This is a genomic window from Pseudomonas syringae group sp. J254-4 (assembly GCF_032586855.1).
In the GTDB taxonomy this organism is placed as follows: Bacteria; Pseudomonadota; Gammaproteobacteria; order Pseudomonadales; family Pseudomonadaceae; genus Aquipseudomonas; species Aquipseudomonas amygdali.
Genome location: NZ_JAWHOO010000012.1, coordinates 1 through 20,053 on the forward strand (window position 1 = coordinate 1; position 20,053 = coordinate 20,053).

The following is a 20,053-nucleotide window of genomic DNA, read 5'->3' on the forward strand; positions in this document are numbered from 1 at the left end:
GGGAATAGCTCAGTTGGTAGAGCACGACCTTGCCAAGGTCGGGGTCGCGAGTTCGAGTCTCGTTTCCCGCTCCAAATTCACAAAAACGCCGCTCATCAGAGCGGCGTTTTTGTTTGTGCGTTTTAAGCATCTTTATAAAAGATCATCTTTCCCCGCGTGTCACGCTCAGCCCTGTCTGGATGCCAATAACTCGTCGAGCTCCGGCATCAGGGTCACGCTCTCCTGCTCATTGGGATCAGTACGCGCGACCAGAACCGTTGCTTCGCGCTCGTTGCTGCGGTTATAGGGCACATGCGGCATTCCCGCCGGGATATAAAAGAAGTCGCCTTGTTCCACGATGGCATGCTTTTCCAGCGACTCGCCATACCAGCAGCCGGTGGCTTCACTCAGGGCATAGATGGCGGTTTCATGCTCCTGATGTTTGTGAGCCTTGCCCCTGCCGCCGGGGGCAATTGTCAGCAGCTGCATATGGATATGTCGGGCACCTGCACTTTGTGCGGAGATGCCGACCTGATAATCCATACCCTGCTTGCCTTGAGAGGGCTTGGCGGGTTTCAAAAGGACACAATCAAGTTGATCACTGGCCACGGTTTTTTCCTCGCCTGATGCTCAATAGAGTTGATCCCCCCTGCCCGCTGCCCGGCAAGGGCAGGGGGGAGTGAATACTATGCCTTGTCGGGCGGAGCGTGGCTCAGGCGCAGGCGCCTATCAAGTGAAAGAAACGCCATGTCGGTCCAGGTAATGGGCTCGATGCATCAGGGCATCTGCGGCAGTTCATTGGGCCGCATGTCAAACACCAACACTTCTGCGTCAACGCCTTCGCTCAGGCTAATGACCTGTTCGTTGCGCAAACGCACCCCGTCACCTTCATCAAGCGGCTGCCCATTGAGCACCACACTGCCACGGGCGACATGCACGTAGGCATATCGGTTGGCAGCCAGTTCCAGGGTGGCAGTTTCATTGCCATTGAACAGACCGGCATACACACGAGCGTCCTGACGAACCTTGAGCGCACCGTTCTCGCCTTGCGGGGAAATGATCAACTGCAAATGACCGCGTTTCTGTTCAGCGCTGAAATGCTCCTGCTGGTAGTTAGGGGTTGCGCCTGCAACATTCGGCACGATCCAGATCTGCAGAAAATGCACGCCCTCGGTGTGCGAATGGTTGAACTCGCTGTGCGCCACGCCGCTGCCGGCACTCATCAATTGCACGTCGCCAGGACGAATCACCGACCCGGTGCCCAGCGTATCCTTGTGCTCCAGCGCACCTTCCAGCACGTAGGAAAAGATCTCCATGTCGCGGTGTGGGTGCTGGCCGAAACCTTTGCCCGCAATCACGCGGTCGTCATTGATCACCAGCAGATCGGAAAAGCCCTGCTCCTGAGGGTTGCGATAACCGGCAAAGGAAAAGGTATGAAAGGATTTCAACCAGCCATGGTTGGCAGCGCCGCGGTCGGAAGCTTTACGAAGAGTCAGCATGATTCTTTCTCCATCCGTTTATCGACGCTGCACATTCAGCAATCGATCAAGTGAGACAAAGGTTACGGCTTATCGACTGTCGCAATAAGTAGCTGGAACATGAATGACTGTCTCGCTGTGGTTGACAGTAGCGAGTGGCACGTTACGCTCTGTCGAACAGCATTCAGCGTTCACTCAGGCTACGACACATGAACCCTTTTGAAGACATGCGGATTTTCTGCCAGGTCATGGAGTCCGGCAGCTTCACGGCTGCCTCCGACAAGCTGGGCCTGTCCAAGCAATTTGTCAGTCGGCGCCTGATGCAACTGGAGGAACGGCTGGGCGTGCGCCTGCTCAACCGCTCCACACGACGTCTGGATGTCACGCCGCTGGGGCAGAGTTATTACGAATCGGCTCTGCGCCTGCTGGCCGAGGTCGAACAGGTCGAGCAGGGGATTACCGGGCAGAACAACGAGCCACGCGGCACCCTGCGTCTGAGTGCGCCGCTGTCGTTTGCCGTTGCCCATCTGGGCTGTCTGCTGCCGCTGTTTTTGCAGCGTTACCGCGACGTGGCGGTGGAGGTGGACCTGAGCGATCGTGCGGTGGACTTGATCAGCGAAGGCTATGACCTGGTGCTGCGTATCGGGGTGCTGGAAGACTCCAGCCTGATCGCCCGGCGCATTGCCTCGATTGATCGGGTCTACTGCGCCAGCCCTGCCTACCTGGCCGAGCGCGGTACGCCGCAAAAACCCGAAGATCTGCACGCTCATGATTGCCTGCCCTATGGCCACAGCCGTCAGGCGCAATGGCGTTTTCAGGTGCAGGGCAAGCCTTTGATATTGAACATCAGCGGGCGGATGCGCGCCAATAATGGCGAGCTGCTGAGAGACACGGCGGTGGCCGGGCTGGGCATCACCTACCTGCCGACGTTCATTGTTGGCGCGGCGCTGCGTGACGGCGGCCTGGTGCGGGTGCTAGATGACTTGCGGCCCGAGCCCTTGACGCTGTCAGCGGTTTATCCCCAGCACCGTCAGGCCTCACGTCCAGTGCAGGCATTCATCGAATTCCTGCGCGAGCGTCTGGAATCAGCTATCGAGCTCAATGAACTGCCTGGGTGAGCGCTTCGTCGGACAGGTTTAGATAATTTTTTTGCATCTTAGGCTAGAACAAAAATGAATTTAGCTAATTTTTGTTCGGGTGTTAGGGTCGTTGCCGATCAATTCGATCTGCCCGATGCTTCTGGAGACCCTGCCTGTGCCGACAACTATCATCTGCTGGAGCCAACGCCTGCTGACGGGCCTGGCGCTGGGCCTTGTGGCCACGCTGAACACCCAGGCTGCCGACCTGATTGTCGGTGATCAGAGTTACAGCGCCCGGACCGTGATGGAAGCGGCCGGTGTACTCAAGGATCTGCCCTACGAGCTTGAATGGAAGCAGTTCACCGCAGGCTCTCCGGTCGCCGAAGCGCTCAACGTCGGTAGCCTGGACATCGGTTTGCTGGGCGATTCGCCTGCGCTGTTCATGGGCGCGCTGGGTGCGCCGATCAAGGTCATCGGCGTATCGCGGCAGAACCTCGACGGCGTTGCGATTGTGGTGCGCAAGGATTCGCCGATCAAAACCGTCGCGGATCTGGCCGGCAAAAAAGTCGCCATCTGGAAGGGCTCGTTCAGCCAGCAACTGATGCTCACCGCGCTGGACAGGGCGGGTGTCGCCCGCGATGCCGTTGAATATCGCTACCTCAGTGCACTGGATTCTTCCCACGCGCTGGATGGCGGCTCGGTGGATGCGATTGCGACCTGGGAACCTTATGTCACTCAACAGGAGCGACAGGGCGCACGAATCATTGCGACAGCCGACGGCTTGATCCCCGCGCAAAGCTTCATTGTCGCCAACGATCAGGCCATCAAGGACAAGCGTGCGCAGATCAGCGATTTCCTGCAGCGCCTGCAAGCTGCTCGCGCCTGGTCGGTCAGCGACCCGCAGCACAATGAAATCTATGCCAACGCTTGGGCTGCGCTGACCAGAGCCGATGCACAAGTGGCGCGCCGCTGGTTTTCCCGCGCCCAGGTCGTGGTGGTGCCGATCACACCGCAAGTGGTGGCAGGTGCGCAGCAGACTATCGATTTTTTCAACAACGCCGGGCTGACCAAACGCTATCCTGCTGCCAGCGTGTTTGACGAGTCGTTCAATGCGGCGCTGTACAGCCAGAAGCAGGTTGCCCGCTGAACGACTGCCTTGTCCTGGAGCCTTCACCATGAGTTTTACGTCATTGCATTGGGGTGTTTATCGCCCGCAGGTCGAGGGAGGCAAGTTGAAAGCCCTGCTGCCTGCGGAGTGGGACAAGGACCCTTCACCGATTGGCGATTCGGTTGCCGATGCCGTTACCTCGCCTACACGCGTCATGCGCCCGGCGATACGTCGCAGTTTTCTTCAGCAGGCCGGCGGGCGACCCGATTTACGTGGGCAGGAGCCGTTCGTCGAGGTCTCCTGGGAGGTGGCGCTGGATCTGGTCGCCAGCGAGTTGCAGCGCGTCAGACGCGAGCACGGCAATCAGGCAATTTTTGGCGGCAGCTACGGCTGGGGCAGCGCAGGGCGTTTTCATCACGCACAAAGCCAGCTGCATCGCTTCCTCAACTGCATCGGCGGTTATGTCTTCAGTACCGACAGCTACAGCCTGGGGGCCGGGCGGGTGCTGATGCCGCACATTGTCGGCAATATGGACTGGCTGCTGGCTGAGCATACGTCCTGGAAGAACCTAGCCGAGCACTGCGAGCTGTTCGTCGCCTTTGGTGGTTTGCCCGCCAAGAATGCGCAGACCAGCCCCGGTGGTGCCAGTGACCATCTGTTGGCCGACGCGTTGCAACGCATGTCCGACGCCGGAGTGGAGTTCGTCAACGTCAGCCCGCTGCGTGATGACCTGGCTGGTCCGACGCATAACCAGTGGCTGGCGGTACGCCCCGGCAGCGATACGGCGTTGATGATGGCGCTTGCCTGGGTATTGATCAGCGAAGGGCTGCACAACGAAGATTTCGTTCAGCGCTACACCGTGGGCTATGAGCGTTTTCGCGATTACCTGCTGGGGCACGTCGACGGCCAGCCTAAGGACCCGCAGTGGGCCGCAGTATTGACCGATATCCCTGCGCAGCAGATTGTCGACCTGGCGCGGCGCATGGCCAGTAAACGCACCATGATCAACGTCGCTTATTCATTGCAACGTTCTATACATGGCGAGCAACCGTTCTGGATGACCGTCACCCTTGCGGCGTTGTTGGGGCAGATCGGTTTGCCCGGTGGCGGCTTCGGCCTGGGTTATGGCTGCATGAACAACACCGGCAGCGGCCGCAAGGCGTTTTCCGGGCCGCGTTTTTCCCAGGGCAGCAACCCGGTCAAGGACTTCATCCCGGTCGCGCGGGTGACAGATATGTTGCTCAACCCCGGTACACCCTTCGATTACAACGGGCAGCAGCAGACTTACCCGGATATTCGCCTGGTGTACTGGTCGGGTGGCAATATCTTTCACCATCATCAAGACCTCAATCGGCTGCTGGAGGCGTGGCAGCGGCCGCAAACCATCATCGTTCACGAGCAGTTCTGGACCGCTCAGGCACGCTATGCCGACATCGTGCTGCCAGCCACCACGGCGCTGGAACGCAACGACATCGGCAGCTCGGCGTCCGATCGTTTCATGATTGCCATGCAGCAGGCCATCGAGCCGGTGGGCGAGTCTCGTGATGACTATTCGATTCTGGCCGGGCTGGCCGAGCGGCTGGGTGTGGCACAGGCATTTACCGAAGGTCGTGATGCCCAGGCCTGGCTGCATTTTATTTACGATGAGTCTCGGCAGCGCGCTGAAACCTTCGGGATTACCCTGCCGGATTTCGAGCAGTTCTGGCGTGACGGATTACTGGAAATAGACTATCCCCAGACCGATAGCGTACTGCTCAAGTCCTTTCGCGATGACCCTGACGCGCATCCACTGCCGACGCCGTCCGGGCGCATCGAAATTTTCTCCGAGCGCATCGCAGGCTTCGCTTATGCGGACTGTCCCGGCCACCCTGTGTGGCTGGACAAACCTGCGCCTACCCACGCGCTGCACCTGCTGTCCAATCAACCCAAAACCCGCCTGCACAGTCAGTACGACCACGGCAGCTACAGCCGTTCCTCGAAAATTCAGGCACGCGAGCCGCTGACCCTGAACCCGCTGGATGCGCAAATGCGCGGGTTGGTCGATGGTGATGTGGCCAAGGTCTTCAATGAGCGGGGGGCGTTTCTGGCTGGAGTAATCGTATCGGACAGTATTCGACCCGGCGTTGTGCAGATTGCCACCGGTGCCTGGTTCGATCCTTTGGTGCATGGCGAGCCGGGCAGTCTGGAAAAGCACGGCAACCCTAATGTGATCACCCAGGACATCGGTGCTTCCAGCCTGTCGCAAGGGTGTGCGGCGCAGACCGCGTCGGTGGACATCGTCAAATGGAATCAGGCGCTGCCGCCAGTGACGGCGTTCGAGCCGCCGTCACTACTCTGAGTGCGTTTTACTGCTCTTTATTACGTGCCGCAAAAACTGCCTTGCCCACACCCGCCAATACCGCGTCGTTCTGCGGCGTATGCACCCGGCCGCACAGCACGTTGCGGTAATGGCGCTGCAGCGGGTTGCTGCGTGAAAGTCCCGGATTCCCCGAGGCCTCGATGGCCAGTTCCACCGCGCGGATCGCGTTGCCGGTCACCAGGTATTTGATCTGCGCAGCATGCTGTGCGGGCGTGTGGCCCTGGGCCGCGGACTGCAGCAGGCTCTGGTTGGCGAACAGCAAGGTGTCGATCTGCCCGACGGTTTCCTGAAAGCGCGGCAGGGTCGACAGCGCGGCCCCGAGGTTGGACGGCTTGCGCTGTTCCAGCCAGTGCACCAGCCAGTTGCGGGCAGAGTGGGCGATGCCGTCGTAGACCGACGACAGCAGCACCGACATCCACAGCATGCCCGACCCATCAAGTTCGGATTGCGGGGCGCTCCACGGGCTGACGCTGACGGCATGATCGAGCGGCACCAGCACGTCGTCGAAGCGGACTTCGTGGCTGCTGGTGGCGCGCATGCCCAAGTGGTCCCAGTCCTCGATGATCCTGATGCCCGGCGTGTCCTTGTGGACCAGCCAGCTGCCCACCAGCGGGTCATCGTCGTCGCTGCGCGCCCACACGGCGAACCAGGTCAGGCCATGACTGCCGGTGGAGTAGATCTTGCTGCCGCTGATGCGCCAGCCGTCGGCGCTGCGGCGGGCGACGGTGCCCGGCAGGCCGCCACGCGCAGGGGTGCCCAGGTCCGGCTCGACGCGCAAGGCATTGATCAGCGCGCCTTCGCGTACCGCCTCTTCGGCAACTTGTACACGTAGATGGCTCGGCCAGTTACGGTTCTCTTGCAGCCTTGAATGCTGCAGGTATTGCATGACCAGAATCAGCGCCGTCGACGGTTCGCCCTTTGCCACCGCGCTGACCACTTGCTGCGCGCGCGGCAGATCGGCACCGCCGCCGCCCAGTTCAGCCGGTACGGTCAGGCCGAGCAGGCCGTGGGTGTGCAGCAACTGAAAGTTGGCGTGAGGGAATTGGGCGCTGATGTCGTACTGCTCGGCAGTTTCAGCCAGTGTGGCGGTCAGCGTAGCCAGTCGTTCGCTGAAGTCTTCAGCCGACTCGGCTGCCGGATAATGCGGGCGCGGGGTAGGGCGCAGGGTCGAGAGTGTCATGCGGGGTCCTTTTCGCAGCGGTTATGCAGCGGTCATTGCGTGGCGGCCTGAGCGATCTGCGCGCGCGAGGCGTTGAAGCTCTTGTCGAAGCCGGTTGAAACGTCGATTTTTTTAGTCAGGATGCCTTCAGCCAAATAGGTGTCCGCAGTGTTCTGCAGTCCCTGAACGATCTGATCATCAATCGGCGTACGTTGCATTTTCGTCGCCTTGGCCACAGCCAGATGCACCGCCAGCGGCAGGCCGGTGACTTTCGCCTGAGCGGCCGCGTACTCTTCGGGATGAGCATTGGACCAGTTGAAGGCGCGCTCCACCCGGGCTACAAAATCATCCAGTTGGGCACGTTTGCCTTCAATGGCCTTGCTGGTGGCGGCGAGGTAGAGGTGATTGCTCAGCAACTCGCTGCCACTGACCAGCACACGAGCGTCGCTTTGCGCGATGGAAATCGTCGTGTAAGGGTCCCAGGTCGCCCAGGCATCGGCGTCGCCGCTGTCCAGCAACAGACGCGATTCGCTGGGCAGCAGGTTGATGAAGGTGACGTCACTGCTTTTCAGCCCGGCTTCATGCAGGGCGCGGATCGCCAGGTAGTGGCCGATGGAGCCGCGCCCGGTGACGATGCGCTTGCCCTTGAGGTCGGCAACGGTCTTGATCGGCGAGTCCTTCGAAACCAGAACCGCCGTGGTGAAGCGGCCCTGCGCATGGGTAATACTGACCACTTTCAAGGGCGCACCCGCGCCCAGCGCGAACACATAGGGCGCATCACCCAGCGCACCGATATCCACAGCGCCAGCGTTCAATGCCTCTCCCAGAGGGGCCGCCGAGGGGAACTCGGAAAACTGGATCTCGTAAGGCACGTCCTTGAGTTCGCCGGAGACCTGCAACAGTATTTTCAGCAGCGACTTCTGATTGGCGACCAACAGCGGAGCCTGCTCGGCAGCCACCACCTGCTGGCCTGCCAGCACACTGAGCAACGCGCCCAGCAGCAGGCTTTTGAGCGGTAAAGGTGATTTGAAAAAAGGCAGCATTGAGGTGTTTCTCCATTGAGTTGATCGGTCGGCCAGACACTTATCGTTCCTCACGCTCAAATCACGTAAAACCCGTGCGTCCCGTCCCGGCCCAATTGCTCCACCAGGCCAAACTCCCAGTCCAGGTAGGCCTGCATGGCTTCGCGCGGCGCATCGGTGCCTTCGTACGGGCGGCGATAGCGATCGATGCGTGGCGAGGCCAGTCGGCTTTCGCCATGCTCCAACGGCAGGCCAGCCTTGATCCAGCTGGCGGTGCCGCCATCGAGCAAAAACACCGGCTTGTCGGTCAGCGCTTCGACGTCGGCCACGGCAAAGCGCGCCAGCCGGCTGCTGCCACAGGTCAATACGTAGCGGTCGGCGGCAGGTATTTTTTCCAGCGCCTGTTTGAGGTCGGCGCGCAAGGTCCACCAGGCACCGGGAATGTGCTGTTTGACGTAATTGGCGCTGGCGGTGAAATCCAGCACCGCCACCTCGACCTGTGTCTGCCATTGAACAAGCGTCTCGACGCTGATCGCCTCCACTTGCGGTGGCGCAGGGAACGGCGCATCCCAGTCACCCGTTTCGCTGAAGTCTGCTGCATGCAGATCATCGAGCACCGACACGTCCCAGCCCAGTTGCGCCAGCCAGGAGGCCGACATGTTGGCGCGCACGCCGTCGTCGTCCACCAAGGCTATTCGTGCACCGCGTACGCTGGCGAAGTGATCGGTTTCCTGCACCAGTTGCCCGCCCGGTGTGGAGCGCGCACCGGGCAGGTGGCCTTTGGCAAACTCTTCCGGTGTGCGCACATCGAACAGGTACGTGTTGCGCGAAGTCTCGGCTTGCCAGCGTTGCAGGTCAGCGCGGCTGGCGCGTTTGACCTTGGCGCGATCAGCCACCTTGCGCGCATCGGCACTGGCGGTTTCGCGGGTTTCCTCACTGACTGCTGCAAAACGCCGGCTTTGACCATGATCCAGCGTCTGACCGGCCAGTAACCAGCCAATCGTGCCATTGCGCAGCGCATTGATCTGATTGGGCAGGCCCGCATTGACCAGCGACTGAGTGCCGATGATGCTGCGCGTGCGACCGGCGCAATTGACGATGATTCGGGTGTTCGGGTCCGGTGCCAGCTCCCGTGCCCGCAGCACCAGTTCCGCGCCCGGTACGCTGATGCCACCGGGGATGCTCATGGTCTGGTATTCGTCGTAGCGCCGGGCATCGAGCACCACTACATCGGCGTTGGTGTCGAGCAGGGCCTTGACCTCTTCAGCCGCCAGAGACGGGGTAGCACGATGGTGTTCCACCAGTTCGCCAAACGCCTTGCTCGGCACATTCACATCGATGAACAACTCGCCGCCAGCCTCACGCCAGCCTTGCAGGCCGCCGTCGAGCAGTTTCACATCGCTGTAGCCCAGCGCCTGTAAACGTTGCAGCGCAACCTGCGCCAGGCCCTCGCCATCGTCGTACAGGGTTATGGCTGTGTCGCGTCGCGGGATGCGCGGGAACACCTCCAGCTCCAGCTTCGACAACGGGATGTTCACCGCAAACAGAGGATGGGCCTGGGCAAAGGGTGCCTCTTCGCGGACGTCTACCAAGGCTAGTTCCTGGCGGTCCATCAAGGCCTGACGAACGTCGGCGAATGATCGGGTGGCAGATGTGGTCATCGGGCGGGGCTCCCTGTTGGCTGATCCTGAGTGGCGTGGGTGACGGCTGCGGCATTCGAATAGCCGGAGATGAACAGTTTTTCTGTGCCGTCCAGGTCGTAGACCGCACGCTTCACCGTGCCGATATCGGCACCGTAAACGTGGATGCTGATCGACACTTGATCGTTGAAAGCATTGCTGACCTGATGCACATCGTTGCTTTTCGGTGACAGCGCTTCGACCTGGCCGGGTTGCAGGCGAATCGCCGGGCCGCTGGTTTCCAGGCGTCCTTGCGCGTTGCGGGTATAGCCCTGTGAATGCTCGGCACCGCGCAGCATGCCGATCAGACCCCAGACGCGATGGTCATGAATCGGCGTGCGTTGCCCCGGTCCCCAGACAAAACTGACCACTGAAAAGCGCTGCTGCGGGTCGGCATACAGCAGAAATTGCTGATAGCGGTCGGGGTCGGGTACGGCAAATTCTTCTGCCAGCCAGTCATCGTGGCTGACCAGTTGCGCCAGCAGCTTGCCGCCGCGACGCAACAGATCGCCTTCGTGCGGCTCGCTGCCAATCAGCTCGCCCAGCGCATCGATAAAGGCCCCGAGTCGTTCCGGGTGTCGGTTCTGAGTCATGTCCATTTCCAGATCAAGGTCAGGGAATGGTTTGATATAAGCATAATATGGATATTTAATATGCTATTTTTTAATGATTAGGTTATAACGAAAACGTCTTTTACTTCCGTGCTGCAATGCGTGAAATCTAGCGTCGGTCTGTTGGACGGGCTATGAATGGACGTCTGCCGGGACTATTCTTTTTGCCTGTGTTTCTTCTCTTCTTTATGTGCGGTCCGAATGAAAATTGATGATATCGATGCGTTCGTTGCAGTCATCCGCTGTCAGTCGATCAGCCATGCCGCTGAATCGCTGGATCTGACCCAGCCGGCGATTACTCGCCGGGTGCAGAATTTCGAGCAGGCACTTGGGGTCGAGCTGTTCGATCGTAATACCAAGCCGCTCAAGCCAACGCCGATGGGCATCCAGGTGTACCAGAAGTGCCTGGCCATCCTGCGCGAGATGGATGCGTTGCGCGAGCTGGTGGCCAGCGACACGCCGCCCAGTGGCCTGTTGCGTCTGGGTGTGCCGCAAACCATCGGTGACGTGGTGCTGCTCGATGCGCTCAAGCAGCTACGCGGAGAATTCCCGGATTTGCGCGCTCAGGTCAGCACCGGCTGGGGCAGCCACCTGATCGGCAAAATCGAAAACGGTGAGCTGGATGCTGCGGCAGCGCTGTTTCCTGCCGGCAAGATATTCCCGGACAACATCGTCGGTCAGTCCATCGGCAAGATGGAACTGGTGGTGGTCTGCGCCAAGGGGCTGGTGCCGAAAAAGCCCGGCAAGCTGGCGGATTGCTACGAGCAGGGCTGGGTACTCAACCCCGATGGCTGTGGTTTTCGCGCAGGTTTGCAGCGTACGCTGACCGACCAAGGGCTGAGCATGAAGGTCAATCTGGAAACCTTCGGCACCGAGCTGCAACTGGGGCTGGTAGCCGATGGCATGGGGTTGGGTCTGGTGCCAAGGCCGTTGCTGGAGCGCAGCGCTCACCGCGAGCAACTGGTGGTGCTGCCGCTCAAGGACTTCAAACCGGTGATGGACCTGTGGCTGTTCTACCCACGTTTTCTGGGCAATCTGCAAGCACCGGTCGAGGCTTTTGGCGCGCTGGTGGCTCGCTCCCTCAAGCCGGTTTCAGCAGCCGCCTGAAAACGCCATTGCGGGCGGGAAGTCTTCAGTCAGAAGCCTGGCCCGCCCGCATGGCGTTGAATCAGGCGACTTGTTCGCGAGCCTGCTGTTCACGCTGAGCCACCAGTGCGCGGGTCAGCGGGATCAGCTTTTTGCCATAATCGATAGCATCTTCCAGCGGGTCGAAGCCGCGAATCAGAAAGGTGGTAATCCCCAGGTCGTAATAGTCCAGCAGCGCTTCGGCGACCTGTTCCGGGGTGCCGACCAGCGACGTGGAATTGCCCTGCGCGCCGAGCAGGCCAGCGATGCCCGTCCACAAGCGTTTGTCCAGACGTGAGCCTTGCGCCGCTGCGGCCAGCAGGCGACGCGACCCTTCGTTGGGTGGTTCGCGACGGACAAAGCCGCTGCGGTCTGCCAATGCCTTGGCTTTTTCCAGAATGCTGTCGGCGCGTGCCCAGGCTTGTTCTTCGGTGTCGGCCAGAATCGGGCGCAGCGACAGGCTGAAACGAATGGTCCGGCCATGTTTGGCGGCTTCGGCGCGCACCTGTTTCACCACATCGCGCACCTGCTCGTACGTCTCGCCCCACAGGGCATAGACGTCGGCGTGTTTGCCGGCCACCGCAATCGCTGCTGCCGAGGAACCGCCAAAGTACAGCGGGATGTGTGGCTGCTGCGGGGACTTGACCAGCGAGTGCGCGCCCTCGAACTGGTAGTAGGTGCCCTGATGATCGAACGGCTTGTCGCTGGTCCATTCCTGACGTACCACACTGAGGTATTCATCGCTGCGTGCGTAGCGCTCGTCCTTGCCGATGTGGCTGCCGTCGGCACGCAGTTCCTTGTCGTCGCCGCCGGTAATGATATGCACCGCAGTGCGCCCGCCATTGAACACGTCCAGCGTCGCAAATTGCCGGGCTGCCACGGTGGGGGAGATGAAACCGGGACGATGTGCGACAAGAAACTTCAATGTGCTGGTCACGCTGGCGGCATGCGCGGCCACCAGTGTGCTGTCCGGGCTGTTGGAGTGGTACGCAATCAGCGCACGATCAAAACCTGCGTCTTCATGAGCCTTGGCCACTGTCTTCACGTAGTCGGGCTGGATGGTCGCGCCGCTGCGCGGGTGGATTTCAGAACCGGGTTGCGTGGCGATATAGCCAATGAATTCGATGCTCATGAAAACTCCTGCCAATGGTTGAGGTCCGTTCGACCTTGTCGAGAAGCACCATAAAGGCAAGCAGACGGGGCTGTGAAATTCGATTTTGGTCTAAGTTAATTATAAAAAATATGCATTATAAGTTTTGTTTGTAATCAAATATTTTAACTATTAGCTTAGAGCCAAATAGAATTTCACTCGGCTTTCTTATGCTCATAGCATGGTGTCCATACTGCATCGGGTGCGTTATGCCCGATTTGCCCAGAAAGGATGCGCCCATGTCTGACACAACGCTCAACCCCGCCGACCCCGGTTTTCTGCGGGTCAACAAGCCTGAACAGCGTCGCGCTTCTGAACAGCATCGCCAGCGTCGGCAAGTGCCGGGCTCTGTTTTGCGTCTGCTCAGCCCGCTGGCACTGTTGCTGCTCTGGGAGCTGGCCTCACAAACCGGTCTGTTGCCCAGCCGAGTGATCGCTGCACCGTCGCAGATCGGCGGCACGCTCTGGTCGATGATCGTTTCAGGTGAACTGGCCGTGCACCTGTGGGTATCGCTGCAGCGCGCATTGCTGGGCTTGAGCATCGGCGTCAGCATTGGTGTGGTCGCTGCACTGATAACCGGGCTATCCCGACGCGGCGAAATTGCCCTCGACTCGCCGATGCAAATGCTGCGCACCATTCCGTCGCTGGCACTGGTGCCGCTGTTCATCCTCTGGTTCGGCATCGGCGAATTCACCAAAGTGGCGCTGATCGTGATGGGCACCACCTTTCCGGTGTACCTGAACCTGTTTTCCGGCATCCGCAACATCGACCCGAAATTGATCGAGGCCGCCAACACCTTGGGGCTGAGCCGTCGCGAGCTGATCTGGCACGTGATCCTGCCCGGTTCGCTGCCTTCTTTTTTTGTCGGGCTGCGCTATTCGCTGGGTATCTCCTGGCTGGCGCTGGTGTTTGTCGAACAAATCAACACCACCGCAGGAATCGGCTTTCTGGCCAGCGATGCCCGCGACTTCATGCGCACTGATGTAATCGTTATCTGCCTGTTGATCTACAGCGTCCTGGGCCTGGTGATCGACGGCATCATTCGCACGCTGGAGCGCTATGCGCTGGCCTGGCGACCGACCTTCGTGAGGAATTGAGCATGGCGACCCTTGAGTTGCGTAACACTTCATCAGTCACGCCCCCGGTTCAGTTGCGTAACGTGGTTCGCCAGTTTGGCCCACAACGGGTGATTGACGGGCTGGACCTGGACATTGCCGCGGGCGAGTTTGTCGCTTTGCTGGGTGCCAGTGGCTCCGGCAAGACCACCTTGCTGCGCACCCTGGCCGGGCTGGACGATATCGACAGCGGCGAGCTGCGTGTGCCGATGGCGCGTGCTGCGGTGTTTCAGGAGCCGCGGCTGATGCCGTGGAAAAGCGCCTGGAAAAACGTGGTTCTCGGCCTGCGCATCAACGATGCCAAGGCGCGGGCCGAAGCAGCATTGACCGAAGTCGGCCTGGCCCATCGGCTGAATGCCTTTCCGGCTACGTTGTCCGGTGGCGAGGCGCAACGTGTGGCGTTGGCGCGCGGCCTGGTCCGTGAGCCGAAACTGCTGTTGCTCGACGAGCCTTTTGCCGCCCTTGATGCCTTGACCCGCATTCGCATGCACCAGTTGATCATCGACCTGTGGCGCAAGCACACCCCGGCGGTGCTGCTGGTAACGCACGATGTCGATGAGGCGATCCTGCTCGCTGACCGGGTCATCGTGCTGGCCGACGGTAAAATTGCCGATGACATCCGTGTCGACCTGCCACGCCAACGCGACAGCGGGCAGGCCGGGTTTCAGGCAATTCGTAGCCGTTTGCTGGGTTTGCTGGGCGTGAAGACGCAGGTTGCCGATACTGCAACTCAGGGGCCAGCCCGTGACGTGACGCTCAGCGCACTGCGTCGTTTCGCCAATGCTCGTTGATCCTGCGCAGGGTGCGTATCATGGGCGTCTGAATTTCTGGAGGGGACTTCCATGTCTGCCGAAAAGCCCGAAGTCATCATCACCTATTGCATTCAATGTCAGTGGTTATTGCGCGCCGCCTGGCTCGCCCAGGAGCTGTTGAGCACGTTCAGTGACGACCTGGGCAAGGTCTCGTTGCAGCCGGGCACCGGTGGCGTGTTTCGCATTACCTGCGATGGCGTGCAGCTCTGGGAGCGCAAGGCCGACGGCGGCTTTCCCGAGGCCAAGGTGCTCAAGCAGCGGCTCCGCGACCAGATCGACCCGGCCCGCGACCTGGGCCACAACGACCGTCATACTCCCGCCAGTCCTCAGTAATACAGGGCGATTGTCACGACATCGCCACGCGCGTGTCACATTCGGTTAACCGGCATGCTCCACTCTCTTGGAAACCCTGCCGGAGGTCATGCCATGACCAGTGCTCAGCTCGCCACACCCAGCCGCAAACAACGCGTGCGCACCTTGTGGATTTCCGACGTTCACCTGGGCACGCGCGATTGCCAGGCTGAGCACTTGTCCGCGTTTCTCAAGCGCTATCAGGCTGACAAGGTGTATCTGGTTGGCGATATCATCGACGGCTGGAAGCTGCGCGGCGGCATGTATTGGCCGCAGGCGCATACCAACGTGATCCGTCGGCTGCTGACCATGAGCAAGCGCGGCACCGAAGTCATTTATGTCACAGGCAACCACGACGAGTTCCTGCGTCGTTACTCCAAGTTGGTGCTGGGCAACATCCAGCTGGTGGACGAAGCCGAGCACGTGACGGCCGATGGTCGTCGTCTTCTGGTCATCCACGGCGACCAGTTCGACGTGATTACCCGTTATCACCGCTGGCTGGCCTTTCTCGGCGATTCGGCCTACGAATTCACCCTGACCCTCAACCGCTGGCTGAACCATTGGCGCGCCAAGTACGGCTATGGCTACTGGTCGCTGTCGGCGTACCTGAAGCACAAGGTCAAGAGTGCGGTGAATTTCATCAGCGATTTCGAGGAAGCCATCGCCCACGAATGCGTGAAGCGCGGCCTGGATGGCGTGGTCTGCGGGCACATCCATCATGCGGAAATCCGCCAGGTGGGCGGCGTGGAATACCTCAATTGCGGCGACTGGGTTGAATCCTGTACCGCCCTGATCGAACACCTGGATGGCACTATCGAACTGTTTCGTCTGGCGGACGCGCACTTGAAAGCAAGCCAGCCGGTGGTTCAGGAGCCGGTCAGCGAAACGGTTGCCTGATTCAACCGGCTAGAACGACACCTTGCCCAACAGCATATCGCGGTACATGACGAAATCGCCGAGCAGGCTGTAGAACGGATGCTTGAACGTGGCCGGCCGGTTTTTCTCGAAGAAGAAATGCCCGGCCCAGGCGAAGCCGTAACCCGCGACCGGTAACAACCACAGCAACCCCCAGCGACCGCTGCCCACACCGAACGCCAGCAGGAAGATCACCAAAGAGGTGCCCACAAAGTGCAGGCGCCGACTGGTACTGCTGCTGTGCTCGGCGAGGTAGAAAGGATAGAACTCGGCAAAGCTTGAGAAACGCTTGATGGTATCCACGGCGCGCACCCTCGTGTTGGTTCTTCTTGTTATACACAAATTTAGCCGACTGTCGTGCCGATGTGGAGCGTGGGCACGATGGACGTGACTAGCTTGCTGATGTTTACGACTATCGTGCCAATGCTCCGCGTTGGCATAAGGCATTACCACGCTGAGCGTGGGAACGAGAATCGGAGCCGAACCTCAATCCACCTGACATCACAGAACCGCTGTGCAGCGCGGAGCAGTTCTCGACCCGTCAGCAAAAACGCAACAAAACATGGCACAGTTGCCCTGAAAAATGGCACATTGGCGCGCCTTGGTACGCGTGACACATCTTGTAATCATCCGTCCGGGGAACCTGAAAACCTTTTTACGGATGAATACCCATGGCGACCAGCGCTCAGCCCGTGACGGCGAAGGCCTCGACCCCCCCTCAAGCCAGCCCGCTGGTGATGCGCATTATTGGTGCCGTTGCCCTTGCTCACCTGATCAATGACCTGATTCAGGCCATTCTTCCGTCGATCTACCCGATGCTCAAGGCCAGCTACGACTTGAGCTTCACCCAGATCGGCCTCATTACCCTGACGTTTCAGATCACCGCATCGCTGCTGCAGCCGTGGGTCGGCTATTACACTGACCGCCATCCTAACCCGCTGGTACTGCCTGTAGGGTCGATCTGTACGCTGGTCGGCATTGTGATGATGTCGATGGTGGGCAGTTTTCCATTGATTCTGCTGGCTGCCGCATTGATCGGCATCGGTTCTTCGACATTCCACCCGGAAGCTTCGCGTATCGCGCGACTGGCTTCCGGTGGTCGTTATGGGCTCGCGCAGTCGACCTTTCAGGTGGGCGGCAACACCGGCTCCGCGTTTGGGCCATTGCTGGCGGCGGCGATCATCATCCCGTTCGGCCAGGGCAACGTGGCGTGGATCGGCCTGTTCGCATTGTTCTCGCTGGGTTTGCTGTATGCGATAAGCCGCTGGTATCGCGCGCACCTCAACCTGTTCAAGCTCAAGGCAGGCCAGGCGGCCACTCATGGCCTGTCCAGGAAACGCGTGATTGCCTCACTGGCAGTGCTGGCATTTCTGGTGTTTTCCAAGTTCTTCTACATGACCAGTCTGACCAGCTATTTCACCTTCTACCTGATCGAGAAGTTTGACCTTTCAGTCGCCAGTTCGCAGCTGCACTTGTTCCTGTTTCTGGGCGCAGTGGCGGCCGGGACCTTTTTCGGCGGTCCGATCGGCGACCGCATTGGCCGCAAGGCGGTGATCTGGTTTTCGATCCTTGGCGCTGCACCGTTCACCCTGGCCCTGCCTTATGCAGACCTGTTCTGGACCAGCGTGCTCAGCGTGATCATTGGCTTTGTACTGGCGTCGGCTTTTTCCGCCATCGTCGTCTACGCCCAGGAGCTTGTACCTGGCAACGTGGGCATGATTGCCGGGCTTTTCTTTGGCCTGATGTTCGGCTTCGGCGGCATTGGCGCAGCCTTGCTCGGCTATCTGGCTGACAGTCACGGCATTCTGTTCGTCTACACGCTGTGCTCATACCTGCCGCTGCTCGGCATCCTCGCTATTCTTCTACCCCGGACCAAATAATGCTGATAGCAACGCTGATCTTCCTGTTCACCATTACGCTGGTCATCTGGCAACCCAAAGGCCTGAGCGTAGGCTGGAGTGCGGTACTCGGGGCGGTTCTGGCGTTGCTGACAGGTGTTGTGCACCTCAGCGACATCGCCGTGGTGTGGGGCATCATCTGGAATGCCACGGCGACGTTCATTTCGCTGATCATTATCACGCTGTTACTGGATGAGGCGGGTTTCTTTGCCTGGGCCGCGCTGCATGTGGCGCGCTGGGGCAAGGGTAAGGGACGTCGTCTGTTCGCCCTGTTCGTGCTGTTCGGTGCGCTGGTGTCAGCCTTGTTCGCCAACGACGGTGCCGTGCTGATTCTCACGCCTATCGTCATTGCCATGATGCTGGCGTTGCGCTTCTCCGCTGCGTCGACCCTGGCGTTCGTCATGGCGGCCGGCTTCATTGCCGATACGGCCAGCCTGCCGCTGGTGGTATCGAATCTGGTGAACATCGTTTCGGCGGATTACTTCAAGATCGGTTTCAACCGTTACGCAGCCGTCATGGTGCCAGTGAACCTGGCCAGCGTCGCCGCCACTCTGGCCGTGCTGATGTGGTATTTCCGTCGGGATATTCCCAGCGAGTTCGAGCCCGAACATCTGGACAAGCCCGAAACGGCTATCCATGACCGCGCTACGTTTCTGGCCGGTTGGGCCGTGCTGCTGATTTTGCTGGTGGGCTGTTTCGCTCTTGAGCCGCTGGGTATCCCGATCAGTGCGATTTCGTCGGTCTGCGCGTTGCTGCTGCTCGCCATTGCCGCCAAAGGGCACACGATCAAGACGCGCAAGGTGATGAAAGAAGCACCGTGGCACATCGTGGTGTTTTCGCTGGGCATGTACCTGGTGGTTTATGGTCTGCGCAACGCCGGACTCACCGGTTATCTGGCCAGTCTGCTGGACTGGTTTGCCGGCTATGGCATCTGGGGCGCAGCGATGGGCACCGGCGTCATGACGGCGTTTCTGTCTTCGATCATGAACAACATGCCCACCGTGCTCATCGGGCTGCTGTCCATTGATGCAAGCCATGCCAGCGGGGCCATTCAGGAAGCGATGATCTACGCCAACGTGATCGGCAGCGACCTGGGGCCAAAAATTACCCCGATCGGCAGTCTGGCGACGCTGCTCTGGCTGCATGTGCTGGAGCGCAAGGGAATCACCATCAGTTGGGGCTACTACTTCAAGGTCGGCATCGTACTGACCGTGCCGGTGTTGCTAATTACACTGGCTGCGCTGGCACTGCGATTGAGTTGAGCGGGTGGCTGGTGTCGGCCAGATTCGGCCACATGTCCGACACCAGAAACAAGCGCTCGGCTTCTTCCCAGTTGCCCTCGGTATTCTCTTTCAGGCGCACCAGTAATTGCGCCGGGGCCAGCGGGTCCAGTTCGGCCAGCCAGTCGCGTAGCTGCTGATCGCTCCACGCTTCGTCGTACAGCGCCGGTGCCAGCCAGGCATGACGCGGCAGGGGTTGCCAGCGTCCGGGGCTGCTTTGCGCCACAAACGGTTTCCAGTCACGTTGATGCAACCAGCGGCCCTTGAGATGCTGCGGGTGAACACCTGCGGGCGATTCGCATGAGCCTGGCCACGGATACAGCAGATAACCGCCCAGCCACAACTGCGCGCTGAAGGCCTCGACACCCAGCGCTGCCAGGGCCGCTCGGCTTTCCGGACGTGCAGACATCGGCAACTGATGCTGGCTCAGGTGGGCAAGCTTGCGGTCCAGCCGATCCTGGCAGCCAGGCCCCAGCCAGCTGGCCGGGTCGCGGCCGTCTCCGTCCTGCGGCCCTAGGTAGAGCTTGATTGCCAGTTCGACGTGATGCACGCCTTCACGATCACGCAGCAGCATGTCCAGTTCGCCCAGCGTCTGGCTGCCGAGCCGGATCGGCAGGTTGGCGGCAATGATCTCCACCCCCGGCGCGTGCTGCACCGCGAACTGCCAGAGCCGTTCGTAATAGCGGCCCAGCCGGCGTGTGGTTGCCAGCGCCAGCCAGTCTTCCAGCGGGCGACTGTCACGGTCGAGTTGCCAGAGAAAGTCTGCCAATCGCTGCGGGTGCTGTACCCAGTCACTGCCCGCCAGCGGATGACGCTGTGGCCACGGCGCGACTTCCAGCATGGGCGGCGCGAGGATCACCCAGGCAAGGTCGCGCACTTCGGAGTGCCGTAGTTGGCGGGGGAGGTCGATCAGGCTGGGGAATAGAGTCATGT

At 60.3% G+C, this 20,053-nt stretch carries 19 protein-coding genes; 10 read left to right on the forward strand and 9 right to left on the reverse strand.

The annotated features are described in order from the left end of the window. Positions 1-165 precede the first annotated feature (165 nt). A complete protein-coding gene (locus RYB09_RS15400; RefSeq protein WP_223282932.1) occupies positions 166-522 on the reverse strand; it encodes a cupin domain-containing protein in 357 nt (118 codons plus the stop codon). Between the two features lie 233 nt (positions 523-755). Then, positions 756-1,478: a pirin family protein gene (locus RYB09_RS15405; protein ID WP_058409682.1), complete on the reverse strand. Its 723-nt coding sequence runs from the start codon at positions 1,476-1,478 to the stop codon at positions 756-758. A gap of 188 nt (positions 1,479-1,666) precedes the next feature. Here RYB09_RS15405 and RYB09_RS15410 point away from each other — a divergent pair, with 188 nt between their 5' ends. From RYB09_RS15410 to RYB09_RS15420, 3 genes are all read left to right on the forward strand, one after another. Continuing rightward, on the forward strand, positions 1,667-2,575 hold the full coding sequence (locus RYB09_RS15410) for a LysR family transcriptional regulator (protein ID WP_316889204.1): 909 nt from the start codon (positions 1,667-1,669) through the stop codon (positions 2,573-2,575). Positions 2,576-2,690: 115 nt separating this feature from the next. Continuing rightward, positions 2,691-3,683, forward strand: a complete 993-nt coding sequence (locus tag RYB09_RS15415; RefSeq protein WP_316889324.1) for an ABC transporter substrate-binding protein — start codon at positions 2,691-2,693, stop codon at positions 3,681-3,683. Between the two features lie 28 nt (positions 3,684-3,711). Next, the gene (locus RYB09_RS15420) at positions 3,712-5,982 is read left to right on the forward strand and encodes a molybdopterin guanine dinucleotide-containing S/N-oxide reductase (protein WP_316889206.1); all 2,271 of its coding nucleotides are present in this window, start codon (positions 3,712-3,714) and stop codon (positions 5,980-5,982) included. A gap of 7 nt (positions 5,983-5,989) precedes the next feature. Here the strand turns inward: RYB09_RS15420 and RYB09_RS15425 are convergent, their stop codons facing one another. The 4 genes from RYB09_RS15425 to RYB09_RS15440 are packed head-to-tail and all read right to left on the reverse strand — an operon-like array spanning position 5,990 to position 10,456. Next, complete coding sequence (locus RYB09_RS15425) at positions 5,990-7,183, reverse strand: acyl-CoA dehydrogenase family protein (RefSeq protein ID WP_316889207.1); 1,194 nt, start codon at positions 7,181-7,183, stop codon at positions 5,990-5,992. A gap of 32 nt (positions 7,184-7,215) precedes the next feature. After that, positions 7,216-8,205 carry an ABC transporter substrate-binding protein gene (locus RYB09_RS15430; RefSeq protein ID WP_316889208.1) on the reverse strand — a complete coding sequence of 330 codons (990 nt, stop codon included), beginning with the start codon at positions 8,203-8,205 and terminating at the stop codon, positions 7,216-7,218. Positions 8,206-8,261: 56 nt separating this feature from the next. Further along, on the reverse strand, positions 8,262-9,845 hold the full coding sequence (locus tag RYB09_RS15435) for a rhodanese-related sulfurtransferase (protein ID WP_316889210.1): 1,584 nt from the start codon (positions 9,843-9,845) through the stop codon (positions 8,262-8,264). Beyond that, positions 9,842-10,456: a cysteine dioxygenase gene (locus RYB09_RS15440; protein WP_193600919.1), complete on the reverse strand. Its 615-nt coding sequence runs from the start codon at positions 10,454-10,456 to the stop codon at positions 9,842-9,844. The genes RYB09_RS15435 and RYB09_RS15440 overlap by 4 nt, the downstream gene beginning before the upstream one ends. Positions 10,457-10,675: 219 nt before the next feature. Between RYB09_RS15440 and RYB09_RS15445 the strand changes: the two genes are divergently transcribed. Continuing rightward, a complete protein-coding gene (locus RYB09_RS15445; RefSeq protein WP_004657392.1) occupies positions 10,676-11,581 on the forward strand; it encodes a LysR family transcriptional regulator in 906 nt (301 codons plus the stop codon). 61 nt (positions 11,582-11,642) lie between these two features. Here the strand turns inward: RYB09_RS15445 and RYB09_RS15450 are convergent, their stop codons facing one another. Beyond that, on the reverse strand, positions 11,643-12,731 hold the full coding sequence (locus RYB09_RS15450; protein ID WP_058409677.1) for an LLM class flavin-dependent oxidoreductase: 1,089 nt from the start codon (positions 12,729-12,731) through the stop codon (positions 11,643-11,645). Between the two features lie 257 nt (positions 12,732-12,988). On the opposite strand from RYB09_RS15450, the gene RYB09_RS15455 reads away from it, so the two are divergent. The 4 genes from RYB09_RS15455 to RYB09_RS15470 all read left to right on the forward strand — a co-directional run bounded on the left by RYB09_RS15455 (position 12,989) and on the right by RYB09_RS15470 (position 15,924). After that, on the forward strand, positions 12,989-13,846 hold the full coding sequence (locus RYB09_RS15455; protein WP_058399904.1) for an ABC transporter permease: 858 nt from the start codon (positions 12,989-12,991) through the stop codon (positions 13,844-13,846). Positions 13,847-13,848: 2 nt separating this feature from the next. After that, positions 13,849-14,655, forward strand: coding sequence for an ABC transporter ATP-binding protein (locus tag RYB09_RS15460; RefSeq protein WP_316889214.1), 807 nt, complete (start codon positions 13,849-13,851; stop codon positions 14,653-14,655). A gap of 51 nt (positions 14,656-14,706) precedes the next feature. Next, on the forward strand, positions 14,707-15,009 hold the full coding sequence (locus RYB09_RS15465) for a SelT/SelW/SelH family protein (RefSeq protein WP_002554513.1): 303 nt from the start codon (positions 14,707-14,709) through the stop codon (positions 15,007-15,009). Between the two features lie 93 nt (positions 15,010-15,102). After that, positions 15,103-15,924, forward strand: coding sequence for a UDP-2,3-diacylglucosamine diphosphatase (locus RYB09_RS15470; protein ID WP_002554512.1), 822 nt, complete (start codon positions 15,103-15,105; stop codon positions 15,922-15,924). 9 nt (positions 15,925-15,933) lie between these two features. Here the strand turns inward: RYB09_RS15470 and RYB09_RS15475 are convergent, their stop codons facing one another. Beyond that, positions 15,934-16,245 carry a DUF962 domain-containing protein gene (locus RYB09_RS15475; protein WP_002554511.1) on the reverse strand — a complete coding sequence of 104 codons (312 nt, stop codon included), beginning with the start codon at positions 16,243-16,245 and terminating at the stop codon, positions 15,934-15,936. Between the two features lie 368 nt (positions 16,246-16,613). On the opposite strand from RYB09_RS15475, the gene RYB09_RS15480 reads away from it, so the two are divergent. Next, complete coding sequence (locus RYB09_RS15480) at positions 16,614-17,822, forward strand: MFS transporter (RefSeq protein WP_002554510.1); 1,209 nt, start codon at positions 16,614-16,616, stop codon at positions 17,820-17,822. Continuing rightward, a complete protein-coding gene (locus RYB09_RS15485; RefSeq protein ID WP_004665931.1) occupies positions 17,822-19,102 on the forward strand; it encodes an arsenic transporter in 1,281 nt (426 codons plus the stop codon). Before RYB09_RS15480 ends, RYB09_RS15485 begins: the two co-directional genes overlap by 1 nt. On the opposite strand, the gene RYB09_RS15490 is transcribed toward RYB09_RS15485, so the two are convergent. Next, a complete protein-coding gene (locus RYB09_RS15490) occupies positions 19,068-20,051 on the reverse strand; it encodes a DUF1853 family protein (protein ID WP_058399907.1) in 984 nt (327 codons plus the stop codon). The genes RYB09_RS15485 and RYB09_RS15490 overlap by 35 nt on opposite strands. Positions 20,052-20,053: the final 2 nt, after the last annotated feature.

What these genes read in the sequence shown, in the direction of transcription:
- RYB09_RS15400 (WP_223282932.1), bottom strand. Translation starts at nt 522, where the DNA reads ATGGATTATCAGGTCGGCATCTCCGCACAAAGTGCAGGTGCCCGACAT.
- RYB09_RS15405 (WP_058409682.1), bottom strand. Translation starts at nt 1,478, where the DNA reads ATGCTGACTCTTCGTAAAGCTTCCGACCGCGGCGCTGCCAACCATGGC.
- RYB09_RS15410 (WP_316889204.1), top strand. Translation starts at nt 1,667, where the DNA reads ATGAACCCTTTTGAAGACATGCGGATTTTCTGCCAGGTCATGGAGTCC.
- RYB09_RS15415 (WP_316889324.1), top strand. Translation starts at nt 2,691, where the DNA reads ATGCTTCTGGAGACCCTGCCTGTGCCGACAACTATCATCTGCTGGAGC.
- RYB09_RS15420 (WP_316889206.1), top strand. Translation starts at nt 3,712, where the DNA reads ATGAGTTTTACGTCATTGCATTGGGGTGTTTATCGCCCGCAGGTCGAG.
- RYB09_RS15425 (WP_316889207.1), bottom strand. Translation starts at nt 7,183, where the DNA reads ATGACACTCTCGACCCTGCGCCCTACCCCGCGCCCGCATTATCCGGCA.
- RYB09_RS15430 (WP_316889208.1), bottom strand. Translation starts at nt 8,205, where the DNA reads ATGCTGCCTTTTTTCAAATCACCTTTACCGCTCAAAAGCCTGCTGCTG.
- RYB09_RS15435 (WP_316889210.1), bottom strand. Translation starts at nt 9,845, where the DNA reads ATGACCACATCTGCCACCCGATCATTCGCCGACGTTCGTCAGGCCTTG.
- RYB09_RS15440 (WP_193600919.1), bottom strand. Translation starts at nt 10,456, where the DNA reads ATGACTCAGAACCGACACCCGGAACGACTCGGGGCCTTTATCGATGCG.
- RYB09_RS15445 (WP_004657392.1), top strand. Translation starts at nt 10,676, where the DNA reads ATGAAAATTGATGATATCGATGCGTTCGTTGCAGTCATCCGCTGTCAG.
- RYB09_RS15450 (WP_058409677.1), bottom strand. Translation starts at nt 12,731, where the DNA reads ATGAGCATCGAATTCATTGGCTATATCGCCACGCAACCCGGTTCTGAA.
- RYB09_RS15455 (WP_058399904.1), top strand. Translation starts at nt 12,989, where the DNA reads ATGTCTGACACAACGCTCAACCCCGCCGACCCCGGTTTTCTGCGGGTC.
- RYB09_RS15460 (WP_316889214.1), top strand. Translation starts at nt 13,849, where the DNA reads ATGGCGACCCTTGAGTTGCGTAACACTTCATCAGTCACGCCCCCGGTT.
- RYB09_RS15465 (WP_002554513.1), top strand. Translation starts at nt 14,707, where the DNA reads ATGTCTGCCGAAAAGCCCGAAGTCATCATCACCTATTGCATTCAATGT.
- RYB09_RS15470 (WP_002554512.1), top strand. Translation starts at nt 15,103, where the DNA reads ATGACCAGTGCTCAGCTCGCCACACCCAGCCGCAAACAACGCGTGCGC.
- RYB09_RS15480 (WP_002554510.1), top strand. Translation starts at nt 16,614, where the DNA reads ATGGCGACCAGCGCTCAGCCCGTGACGGCGAAGGCCTCGACCCCCCCT.
- RYB09_RS15485 (WP_004665931.1), top strand. Translation starts at nt 17,822, where the DNA reads ATGCTGATAGCAACGCTGATCTTCCTGTTCACCATTACGCTGGTCATC.
- RYB09_RS15490 (WP_058399907.1), bottom strand. Translation starts at nt 20,051, where the DNA reads ATGACTCTATTCCCCAGCCTGATCGACCTCCCCCGCCAACTACGGCAC.